General features: G+C 73.1%; 18 protein-coding genes. 10 read left to right on the plus strand and 8 right to left on the minus strand.

The features are described 5' to 3' along the window. Positions 1 to 496 precede the first annotated feature (496 nt). Both dnaB and AOM02_RS11915 read left to right on the plus strand, forming a co-directional pair. Positions 497 to 1,873: a replicative DNA helicase gene (gene dnaB / locus AOM02_RS11910; RefSeq protein ID WP_062299438.1), complete on the plus strand. Its 1,377-nt coding sequence runs from the start codon at positions 497 to 499 to the stop codon at positions 1,871 to 1,873. Between the two features lie 79 nt (positions 1,874 to 1,952). Continuing rightward, the gene (locus AOM02_RS11915) at positions 1,953 to 2,561 is read left to right on the plus strand and encodes a thioredoxin-like domain-containing protein (protein ID WP_169746635.1); all 609 of its coding nucleotides are present in this window, start codon (positions 1,953 to 1,955) and stop codon (positions 2,559 to 2,561) included. A gap of 136 nt (positions 2,562 to 2,697) precedes the next feature. On the opposite strand, the gene AOM02_RS11920 is transcribed toward AOM02_RS11915, so the two are convergent. Further along, the gene (locus tag AOM02_RS11920) at positions 2,698 to 3,606 is read right to left on the minus strand and encodes a cytochrome c biogenesis CcdA family protein (protein WP_062299443.1); all 909 of its coding nucleotides are present in this window, start codon (positions 3,604 to 3,606) and stop codon (positions 2,698 to 2,700) included. A gap of 187 nt (positions 3,607 to 3,793) precedes the next feature. On the opposite strand from AOM02_RS11920, the gene AOM02_RS11925 reads away from it, so the two are divergent. Next, positions 3,794 to 5,107, plus strand: coding sequence for a hypothetical protein (locus tag AOM02_RS11925; protein WP_062299446.1), 1,314 nt, complete (start codon positions 3,794 to 3,796; stop codon positions 5,105 to 5,107). 108 nt (positions 5,108 to 5,215) lie between these two features. Here the strand turns inward: AOM02_RS11925 and AOM02_RS11930 are convergent, their stop codons facing one another. From AOM02_RS11930 to AOM02_RS11940, 3 genes are all read right to left on the minus strand, one after another. Next, positions 5,216 to 5,908 (minus strand): DUF4386 domain-containing protein, encoded by a 693-nt coding sequence (locus AOM02_RS11930; RefSeq protein WP_062299448.1) that lies wholly within the window; start codon positions 5,906 to 5,908, stop codon positions 5,216 to 5,218. A gap of 740 nt (positions 5,909 to 6,648) precedes the next feature. Next, entirely contained in the window at positions 6,649 to 9,108 is a 2,460-nt protein-coding gene (locus AOM02_RS11935; protein ID WP_062299450.1) for a lysylphosphatidylglycerol synthase transmembrane domain-containing protein, read from the minus strand. A 49-nt stretch (positions 9,109 to 9,157) separates the two neighbouring features. After that, positions 9,158 to 9,970: a CPBP family intramembrane glutamic endopeptidase gene (locus AOM02_RS11940; protein ID WP_062299452.1), complete on the minus strand. Its 813-nt coding sequence runs from the start codon at positions 9,968 to 9,970 to the stop codon at positions 9,158 to 9,160. Between the two features lie 47 nt (positions 9,971 to 10,017). On the opposite strand from AOM02_RS11940, the gene AOM02_RS11945 reads away from it, so the two are divergent. Continuing rightward, positions 10,018 to 10,704 (plus strand): MOSC domain-containing protein, encoded by a 687-nt coding sequence (locus AOM02_RS11945; RefSeq protein ID WP_062299454.1) that lies wholly within the window; start codon positions 10,018 to 10,020, stop codon positions 10,702 to 10,704. Between the two features lie 9 nt (positions 10,705 to 10,713). Here the strand turns inward: AOM02_RS11945 and AOM02_RS11950 are convergent, their stop codons facing one another. After that, complete coding sequence (locus AOM02_RS11950) at positions 10,714 to 11,547, minus strand: hypothetical protein (RefSeq protein ID WP_062299455.1); 834 nt, start codon at positions 11,545 to 11,547, stop codon at positions 10,714 to 10,716. 255 nt (positions 11,548 to 11,802) lie between these two features. Further along, complete coding sequence (gene purB / locus AOM02_RS11955) at positions 11,803 to 13,221, minus strand: adenylosuccinate lyase (RefSeq protein ID WP_062299458.1); 1,419 nt, start codon at positions 13,219 to 13,221, stop codon at positions 11,803 to 11,805. Positions 13,222 to 13,337: 116 nt separating this feature from the next. On the opposite strand from purB, the gene AOM02_RS11960 reads away from it, so the two are divergent. Next, a complete protein-coding gene (locus AOM02_RS11960) occupies positions 13,338 to 13,547 on the plus strand; it encodes a hypothetical protein (protein WP_062299461.1) in 210 nt (69 codons plus the stop codon). Next, a complete protein-coding gene (locus AOM02_RS11965) occupies positions 13,544 to 14,836 on the plus strand; it encodes a hypothetical protein (protein ID WP_062299463.1) in 1,293 nt (430 codons plus the stop codon). The genes AOM02_RS11960 and AOM02_RS11965 overlap by 4 nt, the downstream gene beginning before the upstream one ends. A 3-nt stretch (positions 14,837 to 14,839) precedes the next feature. Here AOM02_RS11965 and AOM02_RS11970 read toward each other — a convergent pair whose 3' ends face one another. Next, positions 14,840 to 15,229 (minus strand): phage holin family protein, encoded by a 390-nt coding sequence (locus AOM02_RS11970; RefSeq protein WP_169746636.1) that lies wholly within the window; start codon positions 15,227 to 15,229, stop codon positions 14,840 to 14,842. A 48-nt stretch (positions 15,230 to 15,277) separates the two neighbouring features. Between AOM02_RS11970 and hisC the strand changes: the two genes are divergently transcribed. Further along, positions 15,278 to 16,375, plus strand: coding sequence for a histidinol-phosphate transaminase (hisC, locus tag AOM02_RS11975; RefSeq protein ID WP_062299469.1), 1,098 nt, complete (start codon positions 15,278 to 15,280; stop codon positions 16,373 to 16,375). Positions 16,376 to 16,438: 63 nt separating this feature from the next. Here the strand turns inward: hisC and AOM02_RS11980 are convergent, their stop codons facing one another. After that, a complete protein-coding gene (locus AOM02_RS11980) occupies positions 16,439 to 18,286 on the minus strand; it encodes a glycosyltransferase family protein (protein WP_062299471.1) in 1,848 nt (615 codons plus the stop codon). A 265-nt stretch (positions 18,287 to 18,551) separates the two neighbouring features. On the opposite strand from AOM02_RS11980, the gene AOM02_RS11985 reads away from it, so the two are divergent. Genes AOM02_RS11985 through AOM02_RS11995 form a run of 3 tightly spaced genes read left to right on the plus strand, consistent with a single transcriptional unit; the run spans position 18,552 to position 21,429 of the window. Continuing rightward, positions 18,552 to 19,754, plus strand: a complete 1,203-nt coding sequence (locus AOM02_RS11985) for a hypothetical protein (RefSeq protein ID WP_062299473.1) — start codon at positions 18,552 to 18,554, stop codon at positions 19,752 to 19,754. After that, positions 19,751 to 20,407 carry a hypothetical protein gene (locus AOM02_RS11990; RefSeq protein ID WP_062299475.1) on the plus strand — a complete coding sequence of 219 codons (657 nt, stop codon included), beginning with the start codon at positions 19,751 to 19,753 and terminating at the stop codon, positions 20,405 to 20,407. The genes AOM02_RS11985 and AOM02_RS11990 overlap by 4 nt, the downstream gene beginning before the upstream one ends. After that, entirely contained in the window at positions 20,404 to 21,429 is a 1,026-nt protein-coding gene (locus AOM02_RS11995) for a glycosyltransferase family 2 protein (protein WP_228373032.1), read from the plus strand. Before AOM02_RS11990 ends, AOM02_RS11995 begins: the two co-directional genes overlap by 4 nt. Positions 21,430 to 21,445: the final 16 nt, after the last annotated feature.

Consider the following 21,445-nt stretch of genomic DNA (forward strand, 5'->3'; position numbering starts at 1 on the left):
CGTCGCATCTCCGACCCCGATGGCGGACCGATCCGGAGACGATCCGTCAGCCGTGCTAGTCCCGACCCGCATGTCGGACCACATCGAGAACACTCCGACATCGGGGTCGTGGCCCGCCGCGACCGCCGCCCCGCCGCCGCGTAACGGACACGCCCGGACATTCCGGCACGGAGCGGCGCGACACGCCGGGACACGACACGCCGGGGACTTCCGGCCGAAAGTTGTCCACAGCAAAGCCCCGTTCAAATCGGCAGGTATGTCGCCCACAACGTGGAAATCTCGCGAGTCATCCACACCCTTGTCCACATTCGCCACGCATGGTTGTCCACGGGTCGACGCCGGTCATCCACGGTTGTCCCCAGGTTGTCCACGGCTCATCCACGGGACGGCTTCGCGCCGATTTGTCGGCCTCGCGGCCTGGCCCTACATTCGCGTGTCTGAGCCGGCTGTCTGAGGTCGGCGCGACACTGGGTGGGACCGGAGGGAGAGGCGCTACATGTCCGTCGACGAGCTCGAGGCCGCATACGGCTCGGATCCGGGACCCCGCAACAGCTTCGACCGTCTGCCCCCGCAGAACCTCGAGGCCGAGCAGAGCGTCCTGGGCTCCATGATGCTCTCGAAGGACGCGATGGCGGACGTCATCGAGGCCGTCCGTGGCGACGACTTCTACAAGCCGGCGCACGAGACCGTTTTCGACGTCGCGGTGAAGCTCTACAACGCGGGCGACCCGGTCGACGCGCTCACCGTCAGCGCGGAGCTCCAGCGCCAGGGCGAGCTGTCCCGCATCGGCGGCGCCGAGTACCTCCACACGCTGATCGCGATGGTGCCGTCGGCGGCGTCCGCGGGCTACTACGCCCGCATCGTCCGCGAGCAGGCCATCCTCCGCAAGCTGGTCGAGGCCGGCACGCGCATCGCGAACCTCGGCTACGACGGCGAGGGCGCGGAGGTCGACCAGATCGTCGACGCCGCGTCGTCCGAGATCTTCGCGGTCACCGAGCGCCGCAACTCCGAGGACTACCTCGCCATCGGCGAGATCATGGAGCGCACGCTCGAGGAGGTCGACGCCGCCTCGAACCGCGACGGCACGATGCTCGGCGTGCCCACGGGCTTCCGCGACCTCGACGACCTCACCGGCGGCCTCCAGCCGGGCCAGATGGTCGTCATCGCGGCCCGTCCCGCGGTCGGAAAGTCGACGCTGGGACTCGACATCGCCCGCTCGTGCGCGATCAGGAACAACAAGACCGCAGTGATCTTCTCCCTCGAGATGAGCCGTGAGGAGATCACGAAGCGCATGCTCTCGGCGGAGGCGAGCGTCAAGCTGTCGAGCCTCACCAAGGGACCCATGGGGCCCAGCGACTGGGAGCGGCTCGCGCAGACGGCCGCGTCCGTCGCGAAGGCGCCGCTGTTCATCGACGACAGCCCCAACATGTCGCTGATGGAGATCCGCGCGAAGTGCCGCCGCCTCAAGCAGCAGCACGACCTCAAGCTCATCGTGGTCGACTACCTCCAGCTCATGACGTCCGGCCGCAAGGTCGAGTCGCGTCAGCAGGAGGTGTCGGAGTTCTCGCGTGCGCTCAAGCTCCTCGCGAAGGAGGTCGAGGCGCCGGTCATCGCGATCTCGCAGCTGAACCGTGGCTCCGAGCAGCGCGGCGACAAGAAGCCGATGCTGTCGGACATGCGTGAGTCCGGCGCGATCGAGCAGGACGCCGACATCGTGATCCTGCTCCACCGCGAGGACGTCTACGACCGGGAGAACCGTCCCGGCGAGGCGGACTTCATCGTCGCGAAGCACCGCGCGGGTCCGACCGACACCATCGAGGTCGCCTTCCGCAAGGACTATGCCCACTTCACCGACATGGCTCGCGACCTGTAGCTCCCGCGTCACCCATCCGTCCCCTCGAACGCTCCGAACGCCTTGCGCCGACGGTCCGGACGAGAGGGAGGATGGGCAGATGCGACGAGCGACGATGGTGGGGGCGACGATCGGGGTGCTGGCCCTGGCGGGCTGCGCCGCCGGGGAGGCCGAGGGCGGATCGACCGCCGCGGACGAGGCCGCCACGAGCGGCGCGACCGCGGAGGCGATGGACGCGATGGAGACGCCGGAGCCTCACGTGACGCTCACGACGCAGTCGCCCGAGCCCGAGGTCGACAACGCGTTCGCCTTCACCGCGCCGACCGTGATGGGCGACGCCACCTTCGACGGCCTGACCATCGACGACACCGACGTTATCCTGTGGTTCTGGGCGCCCTGGTGCCCCACCTGCGTCGCGGAGGCACCCGTGCTGCTCGACGCGGCGGACCGGCTGCCCGCCGGGGTCGAGATCGTCGGCATCGCGGGGCTCTCCGGCGACCAGTCGTTCATGCAGGAGTTCGTCGAGATGACCGGCACGGAGACGTTCACGCACGTGGCCGACCTCGACGGCACCATCTGGCGCGGCTTCGACGTCTCGACGCAGGCCACGATCGTGGTGGTCGACGACTCGGGCGACGCCTACACGCTCGGCGCCGGCACCACCGCCGACGACCTGGTCGAGTACGCGGAGAAGATCGCCGCGGCCTGACCCCGCCGTGACGCCCGGCGCCGCGCCTGCGGTGCCGGGCGTTCCCATGCGCGGGGGCCGATGGACGGACGATGCGCCGGGCCTGATAGGCCTGGACGGACGATGCGACGGCGAGCCGGGGCTCCGGCGTCGTCCGTCAGGCTTCGACGCGCTCCGCCCGGCGGGCCGCGATGACCACCCAGGCCGACGCGACGGCGGCCGCCAGCACCAGCCCGACGAGCACCGGCGTCCCCCATGACTGGATCGCGAGCGAGATGCTCGACTGCCACCGCGCGGTCGCGAGCAGGACGCCGTCGAGCGCGTGGATGCCGAAGCGCGGCAGGATCTCCGCGAGCCCGAACACGGTGACGTACACGCCGGCCAGCACCATGAGCACGCCGCCGGCGCGCATGAGCTGCGGGGTGCGGCGGCGCACCGCGGCCGCGAGACCCGTGCCGGCGAGCGCGGCGGCCAGGGACACGAGCACCACCGAGGCGCCCATGCCGATCGCGTAGGCCACGAACGGCGCGAGGGTCGCTACCGGGCCGGACGCGGCGAGCGCCTGCGTCACGACGACCAGGAACAGGCCGATCGTGCAGCTCAGCGACGCGACCGCGAACGATGCGCCGTAGGCCAGCTGGGACGCGAAGGTGCGGCCGGGTGCGTGGGACGCGCGCGACAGCGCGCCGAGCCCCGGCCCGCGCAGCTCGCCGTGCCGCACCATCACGACGCCGAGGATGGCCACCAGCACGCCGAGCACCACGGTCACGTACGACACGTACGGCAGCACCGTCGCCTGGAGCCCCAGGCTCACTCCCCCGAACAGCAGGCCGAGCGCCGTGAAGACCGCGACGAAGCCCAGACTCATCGCGGCGGCGAAGCCCAGCGCCCGCCGCAGCGCGACCGCGCGCGGCACCGACGCACCGTCGCCCCCGGAACCTCCCGCACTGCCCGCGCTGCCGGTCACGATGACCGTCAGGTATGCGGGCAGCAGCGCGAACCCACAGGGGTTGAAGGCGGCGACCGCGCCCAGAAGCAGGGCGTATGCGGCGTCGGCTAGATCCATGGATGGCCTCCTCGGCCCGTCGTTCGGAGCCTAGCGGCCCGCGGACGGGTCGCGATCGCCCCTCATCGCCTTTCCGAGTTTGATAATCGTTCTCGTTATCGTCTAAGGTGACGCCAGACGCCCGGCCGGGCGCGAACCGATCAGATGAAAAGAACGAAAGGTCGGCCCCTCGGGGCCTCGGTACACGATGTCCATCTCGCCCCTCGCGAAGCGCGCCGCCACCCTCGCCGGTGCCTCCGCCCTCGTCCTCAGCCTCGCCGCCTGCGCTACCGACGACACGGAGGCCGTCACCTCGGCCGACGCGGTCGAGGTCGACGCGCACGACGACCACGACCACGAGGAGTCCACCGCCGCCTCGACCGAGATGGCGGCCCAGACCCCGCGCATCGTCGTCACCTACGACGGCGGCATCCTGGTGCTCGACGCGAACACGCTCGAGACCGAGGCCGACATCGCGCTCGCCGGCTTCAACCGCCTCAACGTCGCGGGCGACGGCCGCCACGTGGGCGTCTCGACCACCGGCGGCTTCCAGATCCTCGACGCCGGCACGTGGAGCCAGGCGCACGGCGACCACGCGCACTACTTCACGACCACCCCGGCGCTGAAGGATCTCGTGATCGAGGCGGAGACGCCCGGCCACCTGGTCGTCCACGACGGCCTCGCCGCGTTCTTCGACGACGGCACCGGCCAGGTCACCGTCGTCGAGGCCGACGAGTGGGAGCACATGGTCGACGAGGGCCACCTCGACCTCGTCCGCGAGTACACCACGGCCGACGCCCACCACGGCGTCGCGGTCGCGAGCGACGGCGGCGAGCTGCTCGTCACCATCGGCGACGAGGACGGCCGCACCGGCGCGATGCTCCTCGACGAGGTCGGCGACGTGCTCGCCTCGAGCGAGCAGTGCCCCGGCGTCCACGGCGAGACCGCCTTCACCACGTCCGACGGCGACGAGCTGTTCATGGTCGGCTGCGAGGACGGCGCCCTGGTGTTCCACGGCGACCACGTCCACAAGCTCGACGCGGGCCTGGACTACGCCCGCACCGGCAACCTCCACTCCGTCGACGGCAACGACATCGTCCTGGGCGACCGCAAGACGGACCCCGAGGGCGGCATCAACCTCACCGAGATCGTCCTGATCGACCCCGAGGCCGAGACCATCGAGGTCGTCGACCCGTTCGCCGGCGATGAGGCCGAGTACACGTGGCGCGGCCTGGCCCGCGGCGCGGACGGCGAGGTGCTGGTGCTCGGCACCGACGGCGCGCTGCGCGTCATCGACGAGGAGACCGGCGACGTGCTGCGCTCGATCGACGTCGTCGGCGCGTGGGAGGCGCCCGAGGAGTGGCAGACCGCCCACCCGGCCCTCACCGTGCTCGCCGGCATGGCGTACGTGACCGAGCCGGCCACCGGTACCGTCCACATCGTCGACTACGTCGGCGGCGAGGTCTGGAAGTCGGTCGAGGTCGGCGTCGCGACCAACGAGATCGTGGGCGTCACCGGCTGACGCCCCTGCTCGCCCGAGCACGGGGCCCGGTCCACGGCGGTACGCGCCGCGGGCCGGGCCCTTCGGTGTACGCGGGGACGATGCGGCGGCCGGGTACGCCCGGCGGCCTCACGCCGTCTGTGGCGGGCGCGAGAACCCGCGCACGATCAGCCACAGCGCGAGCACGATCTCCTGCAGCGCGAGCGGCGCCTGGAGTCCCGCGGCGGTGCTCGACAGGACGTCGAGCACGTCGAGCAGCCCGAGGACCGCGACGACGGCGTAGGGGACGATGGCGACGAGGCCCCACCACGTCAGCCACGCCGGGACCAGCCGCCCGCGGAGCAGGATCACGTAGAACATCGTGGCGCCGGTCACGAAGACGAGGCTCTGCAGGATGCCGCCCGTCTCCCCGGCCGTGAACAGGACGGTGCCGTTCTCGCCCGCGACCGCATCGTCCCCCGCGAGGCGGAACAGGGTGAGCCAGGTCATCGCCGTGACGACGTACCACGTGCCCTCCAGGGCGCCGCGGAAGACCACGAAGCCCACTGCGAGGCGCTCGCTGACCCGGCGCAGCACCGGGAACGCGACGATCGGGATGGAGGCGAGCGACAGGCCCATCAGCAGCACGAGCAGGGCGCCGGCGGCGAGCCCGCTGCCGAGCTCATCCGCGCCGGCAAGGTAGTCGGGGCCCTCGAGGCCGCCGCCCGTGGCGACCAGGCTGGCGGCCCCGCCCGCCGTGCCGACGAGGTAGAGGATGCCGATCGTGGTCGCCGTGGCGCGGTCGGACAGGGCTTTCGTTCGGACTTCTGCGTGCGTGGTCATCGCGCTCTCCCTTGCGGTCGCGCGGCGCGCCCGGCCGGGTCCGATGGACGCCGTATCGTTCCTTCCATCATCGCGCAGGGACGCGGCGCCTGCGCGATAGGTTGACGTGATTCGGATGGGAAGGACCGCCGGTACTGGAGGCGAAACAAGCGTGACCATCATCGTCCGCCCTGGCACTAGCCAGATCATCACAGCGTTCCCATCGCCATGAGCGTCTACATCGAGTGCCCCCGGTGTGGCCAGGGCCGTGTGAGTGCGTACCGATTGCTCGCGACCGACGAGACGCTTCAGGTCTGCGACGAGTGCGAGGCGGTTTGGCTTCCCGGCGTCGATCCAGCACCCACTGGATTCACAAACCTCGAGGACGAGCTCGATCGCCGAGACTTGACTTCGGGGTGGCGAGAGCTCGAGGAACTAGAGTGGCCATGATCCGTCGGTTCTTGCTGGTGCTCGTTGGCCTGATCCTGGGATGGGCGGCGGCGGTACGGTCCGGCGTTCTCGTCCCTGCGGCGGCTGCTACCACGGGGAGTGCCAACGACTCCCCGCGCCGTGTGCCAGCGCCGACGGCTACGTCATCGGTACGGGGCCTGCTCGCACCGATATGCCACCCCCCGTTCTCGCCGACGGAGCCTCGCGGCGAAGTCGACTCGGCAGCCGCGCAATCCAGCAATTGCCAAACTGGAAAGGCAACTTTGCTGAACTAGGGTCAGATTGCCAAGGTGGCGCGACAACTGACATGTCTACAGCTCGCCCTTGCGCTCCAGGTACTTCATCGCGACGTACCCCAGCGGGATGCGCAGCCAGTAGGTCAGCAACCTGTACACCAGCACCGCCGACAGCGCGACGGCGTACGGCAGGCCGGCACCGGTGAGGCCGGTGGTGAGCGCGATCTCGACCGCACCCAGACCACCCGGGGTCGGCACCGCGGCACCCACGGCGTTGCCGACGAAGAACAGCACCGCGACGTCGATGACGGCGAGGTCCTCGCCGAACGCGAGCAGCGAGGACTGGAAGGCGCCCACGAAGCCGATGGTGAGCAGCAGGTTGCCCGCGAGGCCCAGCGCGAGCCGCCAGGGCTGACCGAGCACCTGGGCGAGGCGCGGCCACGTCTGGCGCAGCGTCGGCAGGACGCGCTTCATCGCCCACGTCCGCACCCGTGGCACCAGCATCGCGGCGGCGATCACGAGGACCACGACCGCGAACGCGATCACCACGGCGGTCGACGGGAGCGCGGCGAGCGCGCCCTTCGAGCCGGATGCCAGCGTCAGCCCGACCAGGCCGAGCACGGTCACCACCACGGAGCTCACCTGCACCAGCGCCACCGTCGCGACGGCGAGAGGCGTCGGCACCTTGCGCTTGGTGAGGAGCCGCAGGTTGAGCGCCGCGGGGCCCACGCCCGCGGGCACCGCGACGGAGATGTAGGCGGCCGCCACCTGCGTGAGCAGCACCCGGCTGAACGGCACCTTGACGGGGCTGAACGCGGCGAGCGCGAGCGCCGCGCCCACGAACGTGAGCAGCGCCCACGCGAAGCCGATGACCAGCCACCATGGGTTGGCCTGCTGCACCGCGTCGAGGAACTGCTGCGTGTTGAAGCTCGCGAGGATCACCACCGCGGCGACGAGGCCGAGCGCGATCGTGATGATGGTGCGCCCGCCGAAGCGGACGATGTTCTCGCTCGCGACCTCCGCCTCGGGCGAGCGCGCGAGGATCTCCTCGCGCACCTGCTCGAGCACCTTCTCGTGCTCGCTCTCCTTGACGGCCGCGCGCGTGTGAGGCGGCAGCGCGATGGTCTGCAGCAGCGGCGCCGCCTGCTCGACCTGCTGCGCCCCGAGCGAGCGGAAGGCCGAGTCGACGGCCCGCTCGGCGCCGACGCGGGCGGCGGTCAGGGCCAGCACCTGCGCGACGTCGATGCGCTGCGCGAACGCGCTCGTCGCAGCCTCGCCCATCTCCCAGGACGTCAGCCACACGGCGGGGTCGGTCTCGACGTCGTCGCCCACCAGGATGGTGTCGGCCTCGAGGCGACGATGCGAGATGCCCGCCCGGTGCGCCGACGCGACCTCGGCCCACAGGGCGTCCATCAGCGCATCGGTCATCTCGGAGACGGGCACGTCCGTGAGCGGGCGTGACACCGGGGGGCGCTGGTAGACGAGCAGCATCGTGTCGCGGATCTGCCCCATCCCGAGGACGCGGCCGGTGCGGACTCCCGCGACGCGAGCCGCGTGCGAGACCAGCGCCGTCGCCTCCGCGCTCTGGCGCAGCGACACGTCGGGACGGGTGTCGATGCCGCGCAGCCGCAGCGAGGTCCACAGCTTGGACACGAAGCCCGCGGCCTGCTGGTCGCCGTCGAGCGCGACCACGAGCAGGTGATGACCCTCGACGGTGGTCATCGCATAGACGCGGCCGTGCCGGGTCCGTGCCAGCGCGTCGGTGACGGCGTCGAGCTCGGGCTGGTCCGCATCGTGCTCGATGTCGGCCCTGATGAGCGAGCGCGGATGGAAGCCGGCGCGGTTGAGGCCCTCGACGAGGACGTTGCCGTACGCGCGGTCGGCGGTCGAGCCCAGCCAGTAGCGCAGCGCCAGGCCGGCGGCGCGCCCGAGCAGCACGGTGAGCAGGGCGGACGGGATCGTGATGACGCCGAAGATCACGGCGATCGCCAGCCCGAACCACAGCATGTTCCACGACAGCGACAGGCTGCGCCTGGTGGAGCGCCGCCCCGCGGCGGTGAGCAGCGCGGACAGCGCCGCCACGTACGCGGGCAGCTGCATGGTGTCGGCGCCGCGCGGCGTGAGGCTCGTCTGGATCTCCTCGGTGCCCCAGGACAGCAGCATCGCGGCCGCGATCAGGATGACGATCACCCCGAGGATGGCGGCGCCCAGCGCCTCGATGATGCGGCGCGGCTCGCGGCGCACGAGCATGTCGACGATCATCAGCGCCGGGATGATGATCGCGAGGATCGCGGTGAAGAGGTTGACCGGCGCCACGAGCAGACGCTGCAGGAACGGCGAGATCGAGGAGATGTCCTGCGTGATGCCCTCGGTGGTGCCGAGCGCGAACTCGCCGATGAACAGCACGGCGACGATGCCCACGACGGTGCCCAGCAGGCCGAGCACGTCGGTGAAGCGCCGCACCCGGATCTCCGGCTCGTCCAGGATGCGCACGGCCGGCGCGTCCTCGCGCGTCACGGATGCGTCGGCGGCCATGCGGCGAGTCTAAAGGGAAGCGCCTGGTGTCCCGGGGAGAAGGGGCGGCTCACGCCACGCCGAGCGACTCGAGCCACCCGTGCGGCACGACCTCCGGGCCGATGAACGCGACCGCGTCGAGCGTCCAGTGCGCGAGTACCAGCGGCGCGAGCCGCCCGCGCCGCACGTAGACCCAGCCGAACACCAGGCCCATCACCACGTTCCCGAGCGCCATGGGCCAGCCCTGGTACAGGTGGTAGGCGCCGCGCAGCAGCGCCGCGAGGATGATCGCGGTCCACGGCGACCGCCCCAGGTCGCGCAGCCGGGTGAGCACGAAGCCGACCACCACGAACTCCTCGAGCACGCCCGCGGCCGCGGCGGACAGCAGCAGGATGGTCGCCGACCACCACATGTCCGGCAGCCCCGACGTGTCGATGGTGACGGTCTGCCCGAGCGCCCGCGAGATCGCGTACAGCGCAAGCCCCGGCAGCCCGATCGACGCCGCGAGGATCGCGCCCCAGCCCACGTCGCCCCACCACTTCCGCGCGGGTCCCACCAGGCCGAGCCGCACGCGGGACGATGCGCCGTGCTGGCTCAGCAGGTACAGCGCCAGGGCGACGGGCACCAGGGCGAAGCCGATGCCCAGCACCTGGCGGATGAGGTCGATCCAGTCGATGCTGGAGCGGCTCGGGTTGAGCGTGGTGGTCTGACCCGAGATGGGCGTGGTGTCCATGTACCGCTCGATGAGGCGGATGGCCGCGTACACGGCGGTCTGCCCGAGCGACAGCCCGAGCACGATCCACACCTCGGCCCGCATGCGCGCCTTCGACGGCAGGGTGACCTCTGCGGGGGGCGCGGCGGGCGCGGGGGCTGCGATGTCCATCGTCACGCCACTCTAACGACCGGGGGTTCCCGGCCTACGCTGGCGGGATGCGCATCGTCTCGCTCCGCCGCTACCCCGTGAAGGCCATGGGCGGGGAGGCGCTCGCCAGCGTCGAGGTCGACGCGCGGGGCCTCATGGGCGACCGCGCGCTCGCGGTCCTCGACGCGGACGGCCTGTTCGCGGCCGGCAAGCGCGGCAGCCGGTGGCGCGCGATGGAGGAGGTCATGGCCTACTCGGCGCGAACGGCGGACGATGCGGTGGTGGTCGCCGGCCCCGGCGGCGAGTGGCGCGCGGGGTCGCCCGAGCTCGACGCCGAGCTGAGCGTCGCGCTGGGCGAGCCGATGCGCGTCCGCGGCGAGGAGCCGGGGGAGCGGACCTTCTTCGACTCGCGCCCCGTGTCGGTGGTCGGCACCGCCACCCTCGCGTGGTGCCGCGACGAGCTGGGCGTCGACGCGGACCCGCGACGCCTGCGGGTCAACGTCGTGGTCGAGACCGAGGAGCCGTTCGTCGAGGAGACGTGGATCGGGTCGGAGCTCACCGCCGGCGGGGTGCGGCTGCGCGCGGTCAAGCGCAACGAGCGGTGCCGCGTCATCGACCTCGCGCAGGACGGCGTGGCCGAGAGCGCGCGCTTCCTCAAGCCCCTGGGCGAGCGGCGCGACGCGTGCGTCGCCGTCTACTGCGAGGTGGTCGAGCCGGGTGAGATCCGGGTCGGCGACGCGGTCGCGCCGGCCTGAGGGCCGCGCCTAGGTGGCGGGGTACGCCTTGCACAGCCCCTGCGTGCGCGCCCACACCGACCAGCCGCGCTGCGTCCCGGTGACGGCCGGATAGGCGGCCGCGAGGCCGAGCTCGGCGACGCGCGCGGTCTTGAGCGACACCACGGCCGAGGCGCCCGTGCCCATGCGGACGCCGCCGAGGACCTCCCGGCCGTCGAGCGTCATCGAGAAGTCCGCGAGGAAGCCCGGGTCCGACGCATCGTCCACGCCGATCACCGTGGTGACGCGGTCGCAGCGCCGCGACAGGGCGATCGTGCCGCCGTCGGCGGCGCCGCCGTCGATGCCGCGGGCGCGCAGCACCCACGGGTAGTGCCAGCCGTCCAGGTCCGCCCGGCCGGCGACGAGGTTCCCGTCCGTCCGGTGCGGGACCAGGGAGATCCATCGCCAGACGGTCGCGGTCGTGGTCCGCTGCGACGCCGCCTTCGTGGCGGTCCCGTCGAACCTCACCCGGTACCGGGTGGTGCCCATGCCGCGGACCGTGAAGCGCATGCGGTAGGTGCGATCGGCCCGCACCTTCGCGGTGGTCGGGGTGTCGATCCAGCGGCCGTCCTTCTTGCGCTGCAGCACTAGCCGCGCGCCGGTCAGGTTGCCGGAGGCCGCGCCGCGGATGACGGCGGTCTCGCCGTGCACGAGCAGCGGGCCCGACGCGGCCCGGATCGAGGCGATCGTCACGGTGGTCGAGGACTTGCGGGTGGCGTCCGCGCGCGGTCCCGCCGCGACGAGCACCGCGAAGGCGAGCGCGACGATGGCCGCCAGCGCGGCCGTGCGGCCGAGGCGTGGGGTGGCGGGACGGACGTCGGTCACGGATCCCCCTCACGGACGTCGACCGGGTCGCCCCCGACCGGCGGTTCTCAGGTCGTCGGCGGGTGCGGTGGCGTCGAACCTAGCAATATCGGACGAAGCGGACAACCACCCGCGCCGTGCGAGCCCCCGTGTGCTCCTCCACACAGAAAAGACGCTGCTCCACCAAAGAGGGTTCGAATCGACGCGATATGCATCGATCGGGCCTGATCGGGGACCGCTTGTGTGGATCAGCGGTCAGCGGCAGGGGCGACCGGGTCAGGCGAGGTAGTCGTCGACCAGCTTCTCCGCGAGGCCCACGTACGAGCCCGGGGTGAGGGCCGCGAGGCGCGCGGCGGTCTCCTCGGGCAGCGGCAGCCCGGCCACGAAGGCCTGGATGGCGGCGGCGTCGATCTGCTGGCCGCGCGTGAGGTCCTTGAGACGCTCGTACGGGTTGTCCATGCCGGGCACGCCCGCGACGGCGGCCGCGCGCATCGCCGACTGGATCGGCTCCGCGAGCACCTCCCACGACGCGTCGAGGTCCGCGGCGAGCGCCGCCTCGTTCACCGAGAGGGTCTTGAGGCCGCGGCTGACGTTGTCGATCGCGAGCATCGAGTGGCCGAAGGCGACGCCGATGTTGCGCTGCGAGCTCGAGTCCGTGAGGTCGCGCTGCAGGCGCGAGGTCACGAGCGTCGCGCCGAGCGCGTCGAACAGCGCCGCCGAGATCTCGAGGTTCGCCTCGGCGTTCTCGAAGCGGATGGGGTTGATCTTGTGCGGCATCGCCGAGGACCCGATCGAGCCCTTGGTGGTGGCCTGCGCGAAGTAGCCGAGCGACACGTACGTCCACACGTCGGTCGCGAGGTTGTGCAGGATGCGGCCGAAGCGGGCGACGTCCGCGTACAGCTCGGCCTGCCAGTCGTGCGACTCGATCTGCGTGGTGAGCGGGTTCCAGGTGAGCCCGAGCCCCTCGACGAAGGTGCGCGACACCTCGATCCAGTCCGTCGCGGGGACCGCGGCGGTGTGCGCGCCGTACGTGCCGGTCGCGCCGTTGATCTTGCCCAGGTACTCCTGGCCCTCGATGCGGCGCAGCTGACGGCCGAGGCGGTGCGCGAGCACCGCGAACTCCTTGCCGAGCGTGGTCGGCGTCGCGGTTTGGCCGTGCGTGCGGGACAGCATCGGCGTCGCCTTGGCGGCGCGCGCGAGGTCCGCGACCTGCTCCACGAGGGACGATGCGGCGGGCAGCCACACGTCCTCGACGGCGCCCTTGACCATGAGCGCGTACGAGAGGTTGTTGATGTCCTCGGAGGTGCACGCGAAGTGCACGAGCTCGCTCAGCGGCTCGAGGGACGTGCCCTTGATGCGGGCCTTGATGACGTACTCGACGGCCTTGACGTCGTGGACGGTGACCTTCTCGAAGTCGGCGTGCTCGCGGATGCCGTCCGCGTCGAAGCCCGCGGGGATGCCGCGCAGCAGCGCGACCTCGTCCGCGGCGAGCGCGCGGGTGCCGGGCACGGCGCCGGTCTCGCACAGGTGGATGAACCACTCGACCTCGACGTGGAGGCGCATGCGGTTGAGCGCGGGCTCGGACAGGTGGTCCACGAGCGGGGCGACGGCGCCGCGATAGCGGCCGTCGAGGGGGCCGAGGGCGATCGCGGGCTCGAGGGAGGCGAGGGAGGTCCAGTCGGTCACGCCGGACATTCTCCCACGCACGGCGCGTGCGGGCCGCGGTCCCCGGACGGAGGGACGATGCGCGCCGTCCCCAGGGCGGCAGCGCGGGCTCCGCGCCGGGCCGGGTGCGCGCCTACCGTCCCCGCATGGACGACATCACGGCGCTGATCGAGCGGGCCCGCTTCGAGGTCGATGTGGCGCACGCCCGCCTGGAGGCCGCGCGGCGCGTGCGCTGGGAGGGGGTCCATGGCCGCGCGTACGCGGACCGGCTCGCGGAGGCGGCCGCGCGGGTCCGGGTGCTCGACGGCCTGGTGGCGGCGGCGGTGCCGGCCGTGCCGCCCTGGCCGGCACCGTGACGGAGCCGATCTGGTCCGCCGGCGGCGCGGGCGGCGTGATGGCGGTCCTCGACGACCTCGACGCGGCGGCCGGGGCGCTCGCGGCCGCCGCCGACGCGCTCGACGACGCCGCGCGGGCCCTCGGGGTGGCCGCGCAGGTGGCGGGCTGGTCCCCGGCGCGGGCGCCCGCCGCCGCCGGGCTGCTCGACGCGGCCGCCGCATCGTCCACCGAGGCCGTCCGGCTCCGTGATCTCGCCGCCACGCTGCGCGCGACCGCGCTCGCGTACCTCGAGGCGGAGGCCGAGGCGCGGCGCGCGGTGGGCCTCGCGGGGCGGCTGGGCGAGGCCGGCGCGGACTGGCTCGGCTCGCTCGCGTGGCTGAACCGGACCGCCGCGCTCGTGGCCGGCGGCCCGGCGGCGATGCTGCTGCTCGGAGGCCCCGGCCTGCCGCCCACGACCGGGCTCGTGGGGCGTGATGAGGCCGCCGGACTGCTCGCGCTCGCGGGCGACGACTACGCGCGCATCGTCGCGATGGTCGCGCTCGTGGTGCACCAGGCGGAGGCGGGGGAGCCTCCGTATCGGGCGGTCGACCCGGCCCCCGTGCTCGAGGACGAGGCGCCGGGCAGCCTCGAGGACGTCGTCGGGCGCCTCGCATGGGTCCACACCCAGGGCGACGGGACGATCGCGATCGAGACCGTCCGGGACGCGCACGGCGCGCGGCACCTGGTCTACGTGCCGGGGACCGAGGACTGGTGGGTGACGTCGGGCAACCCGGCGGACCTCGAGGCGGACCTCGCGTCGGTGCTCGGGGCGATGTCCGACGCGGCGCGCGCGGTGGTCGACGCGGTCGTAGCCCACGGGATCGGCCCCGACGAGCCGCTCCTGCTCGCGGGGCACAGCCAGGGCGGCATGGTCGCGATGATCGCCGCCGCCGCGCTCGCGGACCGCTTCCGGGTCGAGCGGGTGGTGACCGCGGGCGCGCCGACCGGGCGGATCCGGCTGCCGCCCACGGTCGCGGCGCTGCACCTCGAGAACACGCGGGACCTGGTGCCGGGCCTCGACGCGCGCGCCAACCCGGACACCCCGTCGCGGGTGACGGTGTCGCACGACCGCCGGCGCTCCGAGCGCGCGGATGCCCCGGACGGCTCGCGCACGATCGCCGAGGCGCACGGGTTCGCGGGCTACGCCGCGACCGCCAGGCTGGTGGACGAGGGTGTCTCCGCGTCGACGGAGGCGTGGCTCGACGGCGCGCGGCCGCTGCTGACGGAGGCGCGCTCGACCGTCACGGCCTACCGGCCGGTCACGGACTGACGCCTAGTTCTTGGAGGCGCCGGGCACCACCGCGGTGAGGATCGCGGTGATGAGGCTGATGAGCAGCGCGGCGAGCAGCGTCTCCCAGAACGCGCCGATCGTGAGCTCCGCCCACGGCACGAGCGTGGTGAGCCATGCGGTCAGCCACAGCATGAACCAGGCGGTCACCAGGGCGAACAGGCCGAGCGTGAGGATCTTGATCGGCAGCGACAGGACGTCGACGATGGGCTTGATGAGCAGGTTCGCGCCCGCCATCACGGCGCCGACGAGGAGGAAGACGCCGATGCGGGCCCACGTCCCGCCGTCGCCTCCCTCGACCGCCACATCCAGGGGGAGCAGGGTCACGAGCCATACCGCGACAGCCGTGATCGCGGACACGAGGACGAAGCGCATGGCCGCCATTGTTCCACGGGCGTCACCCGGGGTGACATCCTGGTTCCCATGCCCGACGCGCCCGCCTCCCACCTGCCCCAGCCACGACCGAACGTCGCTGCGCTGCCCGCCTACGTCCCCGGCGCCCGCGGCGCCGCCGACGCGCCGCCGCCCGTCAAGCTCTCCTCGAACGAGAGCCCGCACGGGCCGCTGCCCTCGGTGGTCGGCGTGATCGAGGACGCCGCGACCGGCATCCACCGCTACCCCGACATGGGGGCGTCGGCGGTGACCGCGCGGATCGCGCGCGAGGTGGGCCGCGACCCGTCCGAGGTGGTCGTGGGCGGCGGCTCGGTGGCCGTGCTCGCGCACATCCTCCAGGCGTACACCGGCCCGGGCGACGAGGTCATGTTCGCGTGGCGCAGCTTCGAGGCGTACCCGATCCTCGCGCGCATCGCGGGCGCCGAGCCCGTCATGGTGCCGCTGACGGCCGAGTCGCGCCACGACCTGCCGGCGATGGTCGCCGCGATCACGGACCGCACCCGCGTGCTGATGCTGTGCTCGCCCAACAACCCGACCGGCCCGATCCTCACGCAGGCCGAGCTCGACTCCTTCATGGCGCAGGTGCCGTCGCGCGTGCTGGTCGTGCTGGACGAGGCCTACGTCGAGTACGTGCGCGACCCCGAGGTCGCGGACGGCCCGGCCTCGCTCGACCGGTACCCGAACCTGCTGCTGCTGCGCACGTTCTCCAAGGCGTACGGCCTCGCGGGCCTGCGCGTCGGCTACGCCGTCGGCCCCGCCGCGCTGCTCGCGCCGGTGCGCGCGTGCGTGACGCCGTTCTCCGTGTCCGGGCCGGCCCAGGCCGCCGCGATCGCGTCGCTCGACGCCCGCGACGAGCTGCTCGAGCGTGCCGCCCAGGTGGTCGCGGAGCGCGGCCGCGTGCGCGAGGCCCTGATCGCCGACGGCTGGTCGGTGCCCGAGTCGCAGGGCAACTTCGTGTGGCTCGGCGTCGGCGACGCGACGGCGGATCTGGTCGCGCACCTCGGCGCCGCCGAGCCCGCGATCCTCGTGCGCCCCTTCGTGGGCGAGGGCGTGCGCGTCACCATCGGCGCTCCCGAGGAGAACGACGCGCTGCTCGCGCGCCTCGCGACGTGGGACGGCCCGCGCTGACCTGAGGCGCTCGACGCGGGGCGGCACGCTTGCGGCGCCCCGCCCCCGGCGTGCGGCCCGGCCTCAGCGGCCGGCGTCGCCGCCGAGCGCCCGGGCCTCGTCGATCGAGATGCGGTCGAGCATGTCCAGCCGCCCGCCCACGGTCGCGTCCAGGAACGGCACGCCGCGGCGGTCGAGCTCGCGCCGCACCACGGAGTAGCCGAACGGGCCGGCGCCGTCCTCCTGCCACGTCGCGATGAGGTCCGCGGGCCGGGTCGTCTTCGAGGCGTGCTGGTCCGACTCGTAGAAGTAGCTGCCCGCCGCGCTCTCGTAGTTCGAGTCGCAGCCCACGAGCACGATGGCGCTCGCGCCCATGTGGAGCGCCATCGGCACGCCCGCGGTGAGCACGCCGGTGTTCGAGTCCACGAGCGCCGACGTGAGGTCCAGCGGCGCCCACCCGGTCTTCGCGATGCGCCGCTTGAAGGGCTTCTCGAACAGGAAGTAGCGGATCTCGTAGCCGCGCAGCTCTTCGAGGGTCTCGAGGTACGGCTTGAAGTAGAAGGACGTCCACAGCGTCGGGCGGTGCGTGTGGCGGGTGAGCGCGTCGAGGAACTCCCGCGGCAGCTCGGGCGTGGTCGTGTGCCAGCCGCCGAACAGCATGTGCGAGGGCAGCACGAGGTGGTCGGGGCGGATCGTGTCGAAGTCGTCGTGGTTGACGAACCAGTTGAAGACGACGCTCTCGTACCCCGCGAAGGCGCTCATGTCCGTCTCGCGCAGGGACGGGCCGTTGCCGATGAGCACGACCGGGCGCCCCGCCGCGCTCCCGCGGAGCGCCTCGAGGGCCGCCCCCTCCTCGGCGCGGAACTGGCGCGTGCGCGCCGCCATGATCGCGGACACGTAGGACTGGGTCCACAGCGAGAACGACATCTTGAAGCGGTTGAGGCCGCGACGGTAGCGCTGGCGGTCCTCGCCCTCCAGGAGGTCGTCCGAAAGGAAGCCGTACCAGGGCTTGGGCCCGGTGAGGTGGAGGATGCGCACGGCGCCCACCTCCTCCGGGTAGTCCCACTCGAGCAGCATCTTGTTCATGTTGTACGTCTGCGGCAGCAGCTCCACGTCGCGCTCGGCGAGGTAGAGGTTCCAGAACTTCTGGTCCGCGAAGCGGTCCAGCGCCGGGTCCGTCGTCGCGTCGATGGTCGCGAGGATCCGCTCCATGCGCTCGCGGGCCTCCGGGCCGCGCTCCGCGCGCGGCAGCGACAGCACGCCGCTGTTGATGACGGGCCGGCCGGTGACGTCGGCGTCGATCGCGTACGGGCGGTGGCCGATGTCCGGCACCGCCTTGATGCGGGTGCCGCGCCACAGCGCGGAGATGTCGCCGAGGATCAGCAGGTCGGTGTCGAGCACCACGATCCACGACGGGTCCTCGAGCGTGAGCGCCTCGAGCGTCAGGTAGCCGAGGTGGCCGATCTTGCGGTGGTTGTAGTGGTCCGACATCGCGACGTCGTACGCCTCGGGGTCGCGGTCGAGGAACTCGAGCCTCGGGTAGAGCGCCGCGAGGCGTGTGCGCGTGAAGGCGGACAGGCCCTGGTCGTGGAAGATCAGGAAGCGGTTGTCGAGGCCCGGGTACTGCCGCTGGAGGCTGAGCAGCAGCGCCTCGAGGCCCGGCGCGTACTTGTCGTTGCACACCGCCGCGAACACCAGGTCCGCCGGCGGCGGCACGGGGTCGAAGTCGTCAGCGAGGTGCGCGTACGCGTAGCGGCCGGCGAGCAGCGCCTCGAGATCCTCGGGATTGTCCGACTGCCGGATCGACCCGGGGAACGGGCCACCGGCGGCGCGCACGCGCTCGACCTCGATCGCGCTGAAGGGCGCCGCCTTCGGCGCGGGCGCCGGCTTGGGCTGCGGCGCGGGCGTGGGGGACGATGCGGCGGGCTCCATGGGGGCCGGGGGCTTCGGCGTGGCGGCCGGTGCCGGCGTCGGTTCCGGGGACCCCGCTCGAGTCACGCGGCGCGCGGCGCGCCAGGCTCGGGTGAATCCGTCGGTCATAAGCCCTCCAGCTCGCGTGTGCGCCCCATCGGGCTCACGGTCGCCCGATTCTCCCACGATGGCACGGTCCCGGCGCCCGGTCGGGGCGCCCCCACCCGTCGCTTACCATGCAGGGGTTCCCCGGACGGGCACCCGAAGGAAAGGCGGCGCGGAGACCATGAGCGTGGCCGGCGTGCGTCCGCTGAACCCCGGCGCGACCCTGCTGCACATCGGGCTGCCCAAGACCGGCACCACCGCGGTCCAGGCCGCGGCCGCCCAGCTGCGCGGCCCGCTGCTCGAGCAGGGCGTGTGCTACCCGGGGATCGCGCTCAACCACGGCACCGCGTCGAACGCGCTGATGGGGCGCTCGACGGCGGTCTTCGAGGCCGGTCCGCGCGCGCGGTGGGAGCGCATCGCTGACGAGCTGCGGAGCCACCCCGACGCGATCGGCTGGCTGAGCTACGAGCAGATCGCGCAGGCGACCCCCGCCGTCGCGCGGCGCTTCCTCGACGAGCTCGGACCCGACCTGCACGTCGTCATCACCGCACGCGCGTACGTGTCGGTGCTGCCGTCCGCCTGGCAGCAGTGGGTCAAGGACGCGGGCGACGCCCCGTTCGAGACGTGGATCGCCCGCGTGCTCGACGTGCGGGACCGCGAAGGCGGCACCGAGGGCAGCGGCCCCGGCACGGGCTTCTGGCGCCAGCACGACCTCCCCGCGATCGCCCGGGTCTGGGCGGACCTCCTCGGACCCGAGCGCGTCCACGTCGTCATCCTCGACAAGTCCCGGCCCGCGCTGCTGTTCGACGCCTTCGAGGGGCTGCTCGCGCTCGAGCCGGGCACGCTCGCCTCGGCACCGCGCGACGCGCTGCTGAGCAACCGCGGGATGTCCCGCGCGGAGGCCGAGCTCGCGCAGGGGGTCAACGCGCTCGCCCATGCCGCGGCCGCGCCCGTCGACCCCCGCGTCTACTACCGGGTCATGCGCAACGGCGCGATCAGCGCCGTGCTGCGCGACCGCGAGCCGACGCAGGACGAGGGCTCGATCGCGGCGTCCGCGCCGCTCGCCGCCCGCTTCGCCCACGAGGGCGCCGCCGCGGCGCGCGCGCTCGCGGGGCTCGGCGTCGACGTCGTCGGCGACCTCGAGGCGCTCGGCGCCCTGCCCGGCAACCCGCCGGCCGAGGCCCCGGCCCCGTGCGCGGCGGTCGACCCCGAGCTGGCCGCCCTCGCGGTGCTCGGCGCGACCTCCGCGGCGCTCGGCGAGGGCGTCAACTTCGCGGGCGCCCGCCTGCCGGGCGGCGAGCCGGTCGCCGGCCCCGGCCGTCCCTCACGCCGTGCCGTGCTCGGCGCGCTGCGCCGCCGCGCCCGCAGGGCGGTGGCGCGATGAGCGGCACCGTCGCGACGCTGTGCCGCGCGGACCTGCGCGCGCTCCGGGCCGCCCGCTTCGAGGCGCCCGCGGGCGAGCGGCTCGTGGTGCTCCGTCCCCTCGCGCTGGCGGCCGCGCTCGACCGTCAGGACGCGCTCGCGGCCGGCGACCGCCGCCCGTCGGTGCTCGCCGCCATGCTCCGCGCGTGGGTGCGCGCGCGCCGCCTGGTGCGGGCCGCGGGACCCGGCGCCCGCATCGTCCGGCCCGGATCCGGGGAGCTGGGCGCCGCGCTCGGCGCGCCCGTCGCGGAGCCGCACGCGCTGGAGCCCGCCGAGCGTGACCTCCTCGAGTCGATCGACCGCGGGCTCGCCGGCACCCCGACGCCGCGCGACGTCCGCCTCGCGGTGGTCCGCGGCGCGGTCCTGCACGCGCTGTACGCGGCCGCGGAGACGCGGGACGGCCGCGAGGGTGAGATGCTTGATGCCGCAACCGCGCAGGCCGCGGTCGCCGGCGCGGTGTCCGCGCTGCTCGGTCACGGCCTCGCGTTCGAGGATCCCGACGGCACACCTCTCCTGCGGGAGCGGCGGCGGGAGGCGCACGTGGTCCCGACCCTCGACTCGCTGAGCACGGTTGCGCTCCTGCGCCTGCTGCTGCCCCTAGGAAGGAAGACGTGAACGCCGACGCGATCCGGGTGAGCTTCGTGATGCCCGTCCTCAACGAGGAGAACTACGTCGTCGCCGCCGTCCAGAGCATCCTCGCCCAGGACGGCCTCGACGAGCGCGAGATCCTGCTCGTCCTCGGCGCCTCGACCGACCGCACCGACGAGGTCGTCGCCGGCCTCGCCGAGGCCCACCCCGAGATCCGGGTGCTGCGCAACCCGCGCAACGCGATCTCGCAGTCGATGAACATCGGCATCGCCGATGCGCGCTTCCCCGTCGTCGTGCGCGTCGACGCGCACTCCGTGCTGCCGGCCGGCTACGCCGTGACCGCGGTGCGGTCGCTGCGCGCCGCGGGCGCCGTCAACCTCGGCGGCCGCATGCACGCCGAGGGCCGCACCCCGTACGAGCAGGCCGTCGCGTGGGGCTACAACTCGCCCGGCGGGCTCGGTGGCGCCGTCTATCACACGGGCGGCGAGGCCGGCCCGGCCGAGTCCGCCTACCTGGGGGTCTTCGACCGCGCCGCGGTGCTCGCCATCGGCGGCTTCGACGAGACCCTCTCGCGCGGCGAGGACTGGGACCTCAACCGCCGCCTCATGGCGCGCGGCGGGCTGGTGTGGTTCGAGCCGGCGCTCGACGTCGTCTACCGCCCGCGCTCGTCGGTGCGCGCGCTCGGGAAGCAGTTCCACGCCTCGGGCCGGTGGCGCGGCGAGATCATCCGCCGCCTGGGCGGACGCGTGCCGCTGCGCTACTTCGTCCCGCCCGCGCTGCTCGTGGCGCTGGCGCTCGGCGCCGTGATGGTCCTCGCCGGCGCGATCGCCGGCGGTGTCGTCGGCAACGTGGTCGCGCTCGCGGGCGCGCTGCCGTTCCTCGTCTACCCGGCGTGGGTGCTGCTCACCGCGCTCCGGGCCGACGTCGCGCCGGGAGTCAGGCTGCGCCTGCTCGGCGTGCTCCCCACCATGCACCTGTCTTGGGGCGCCGGATGCCTGTTCGGTATCCTCGTTCCCAGCAGGGGGCACAACGCCTTCGCAGGACGTTGAGGCATTCACCCCGAGG

This window comes from Demequina maris (genome assembly GCF_000971155.1).
GTDB lineage: Bacteria > Actinomycetota > Actinomycetes > Actinomycetales > Demequinaceae > Demequina > Demequina maris.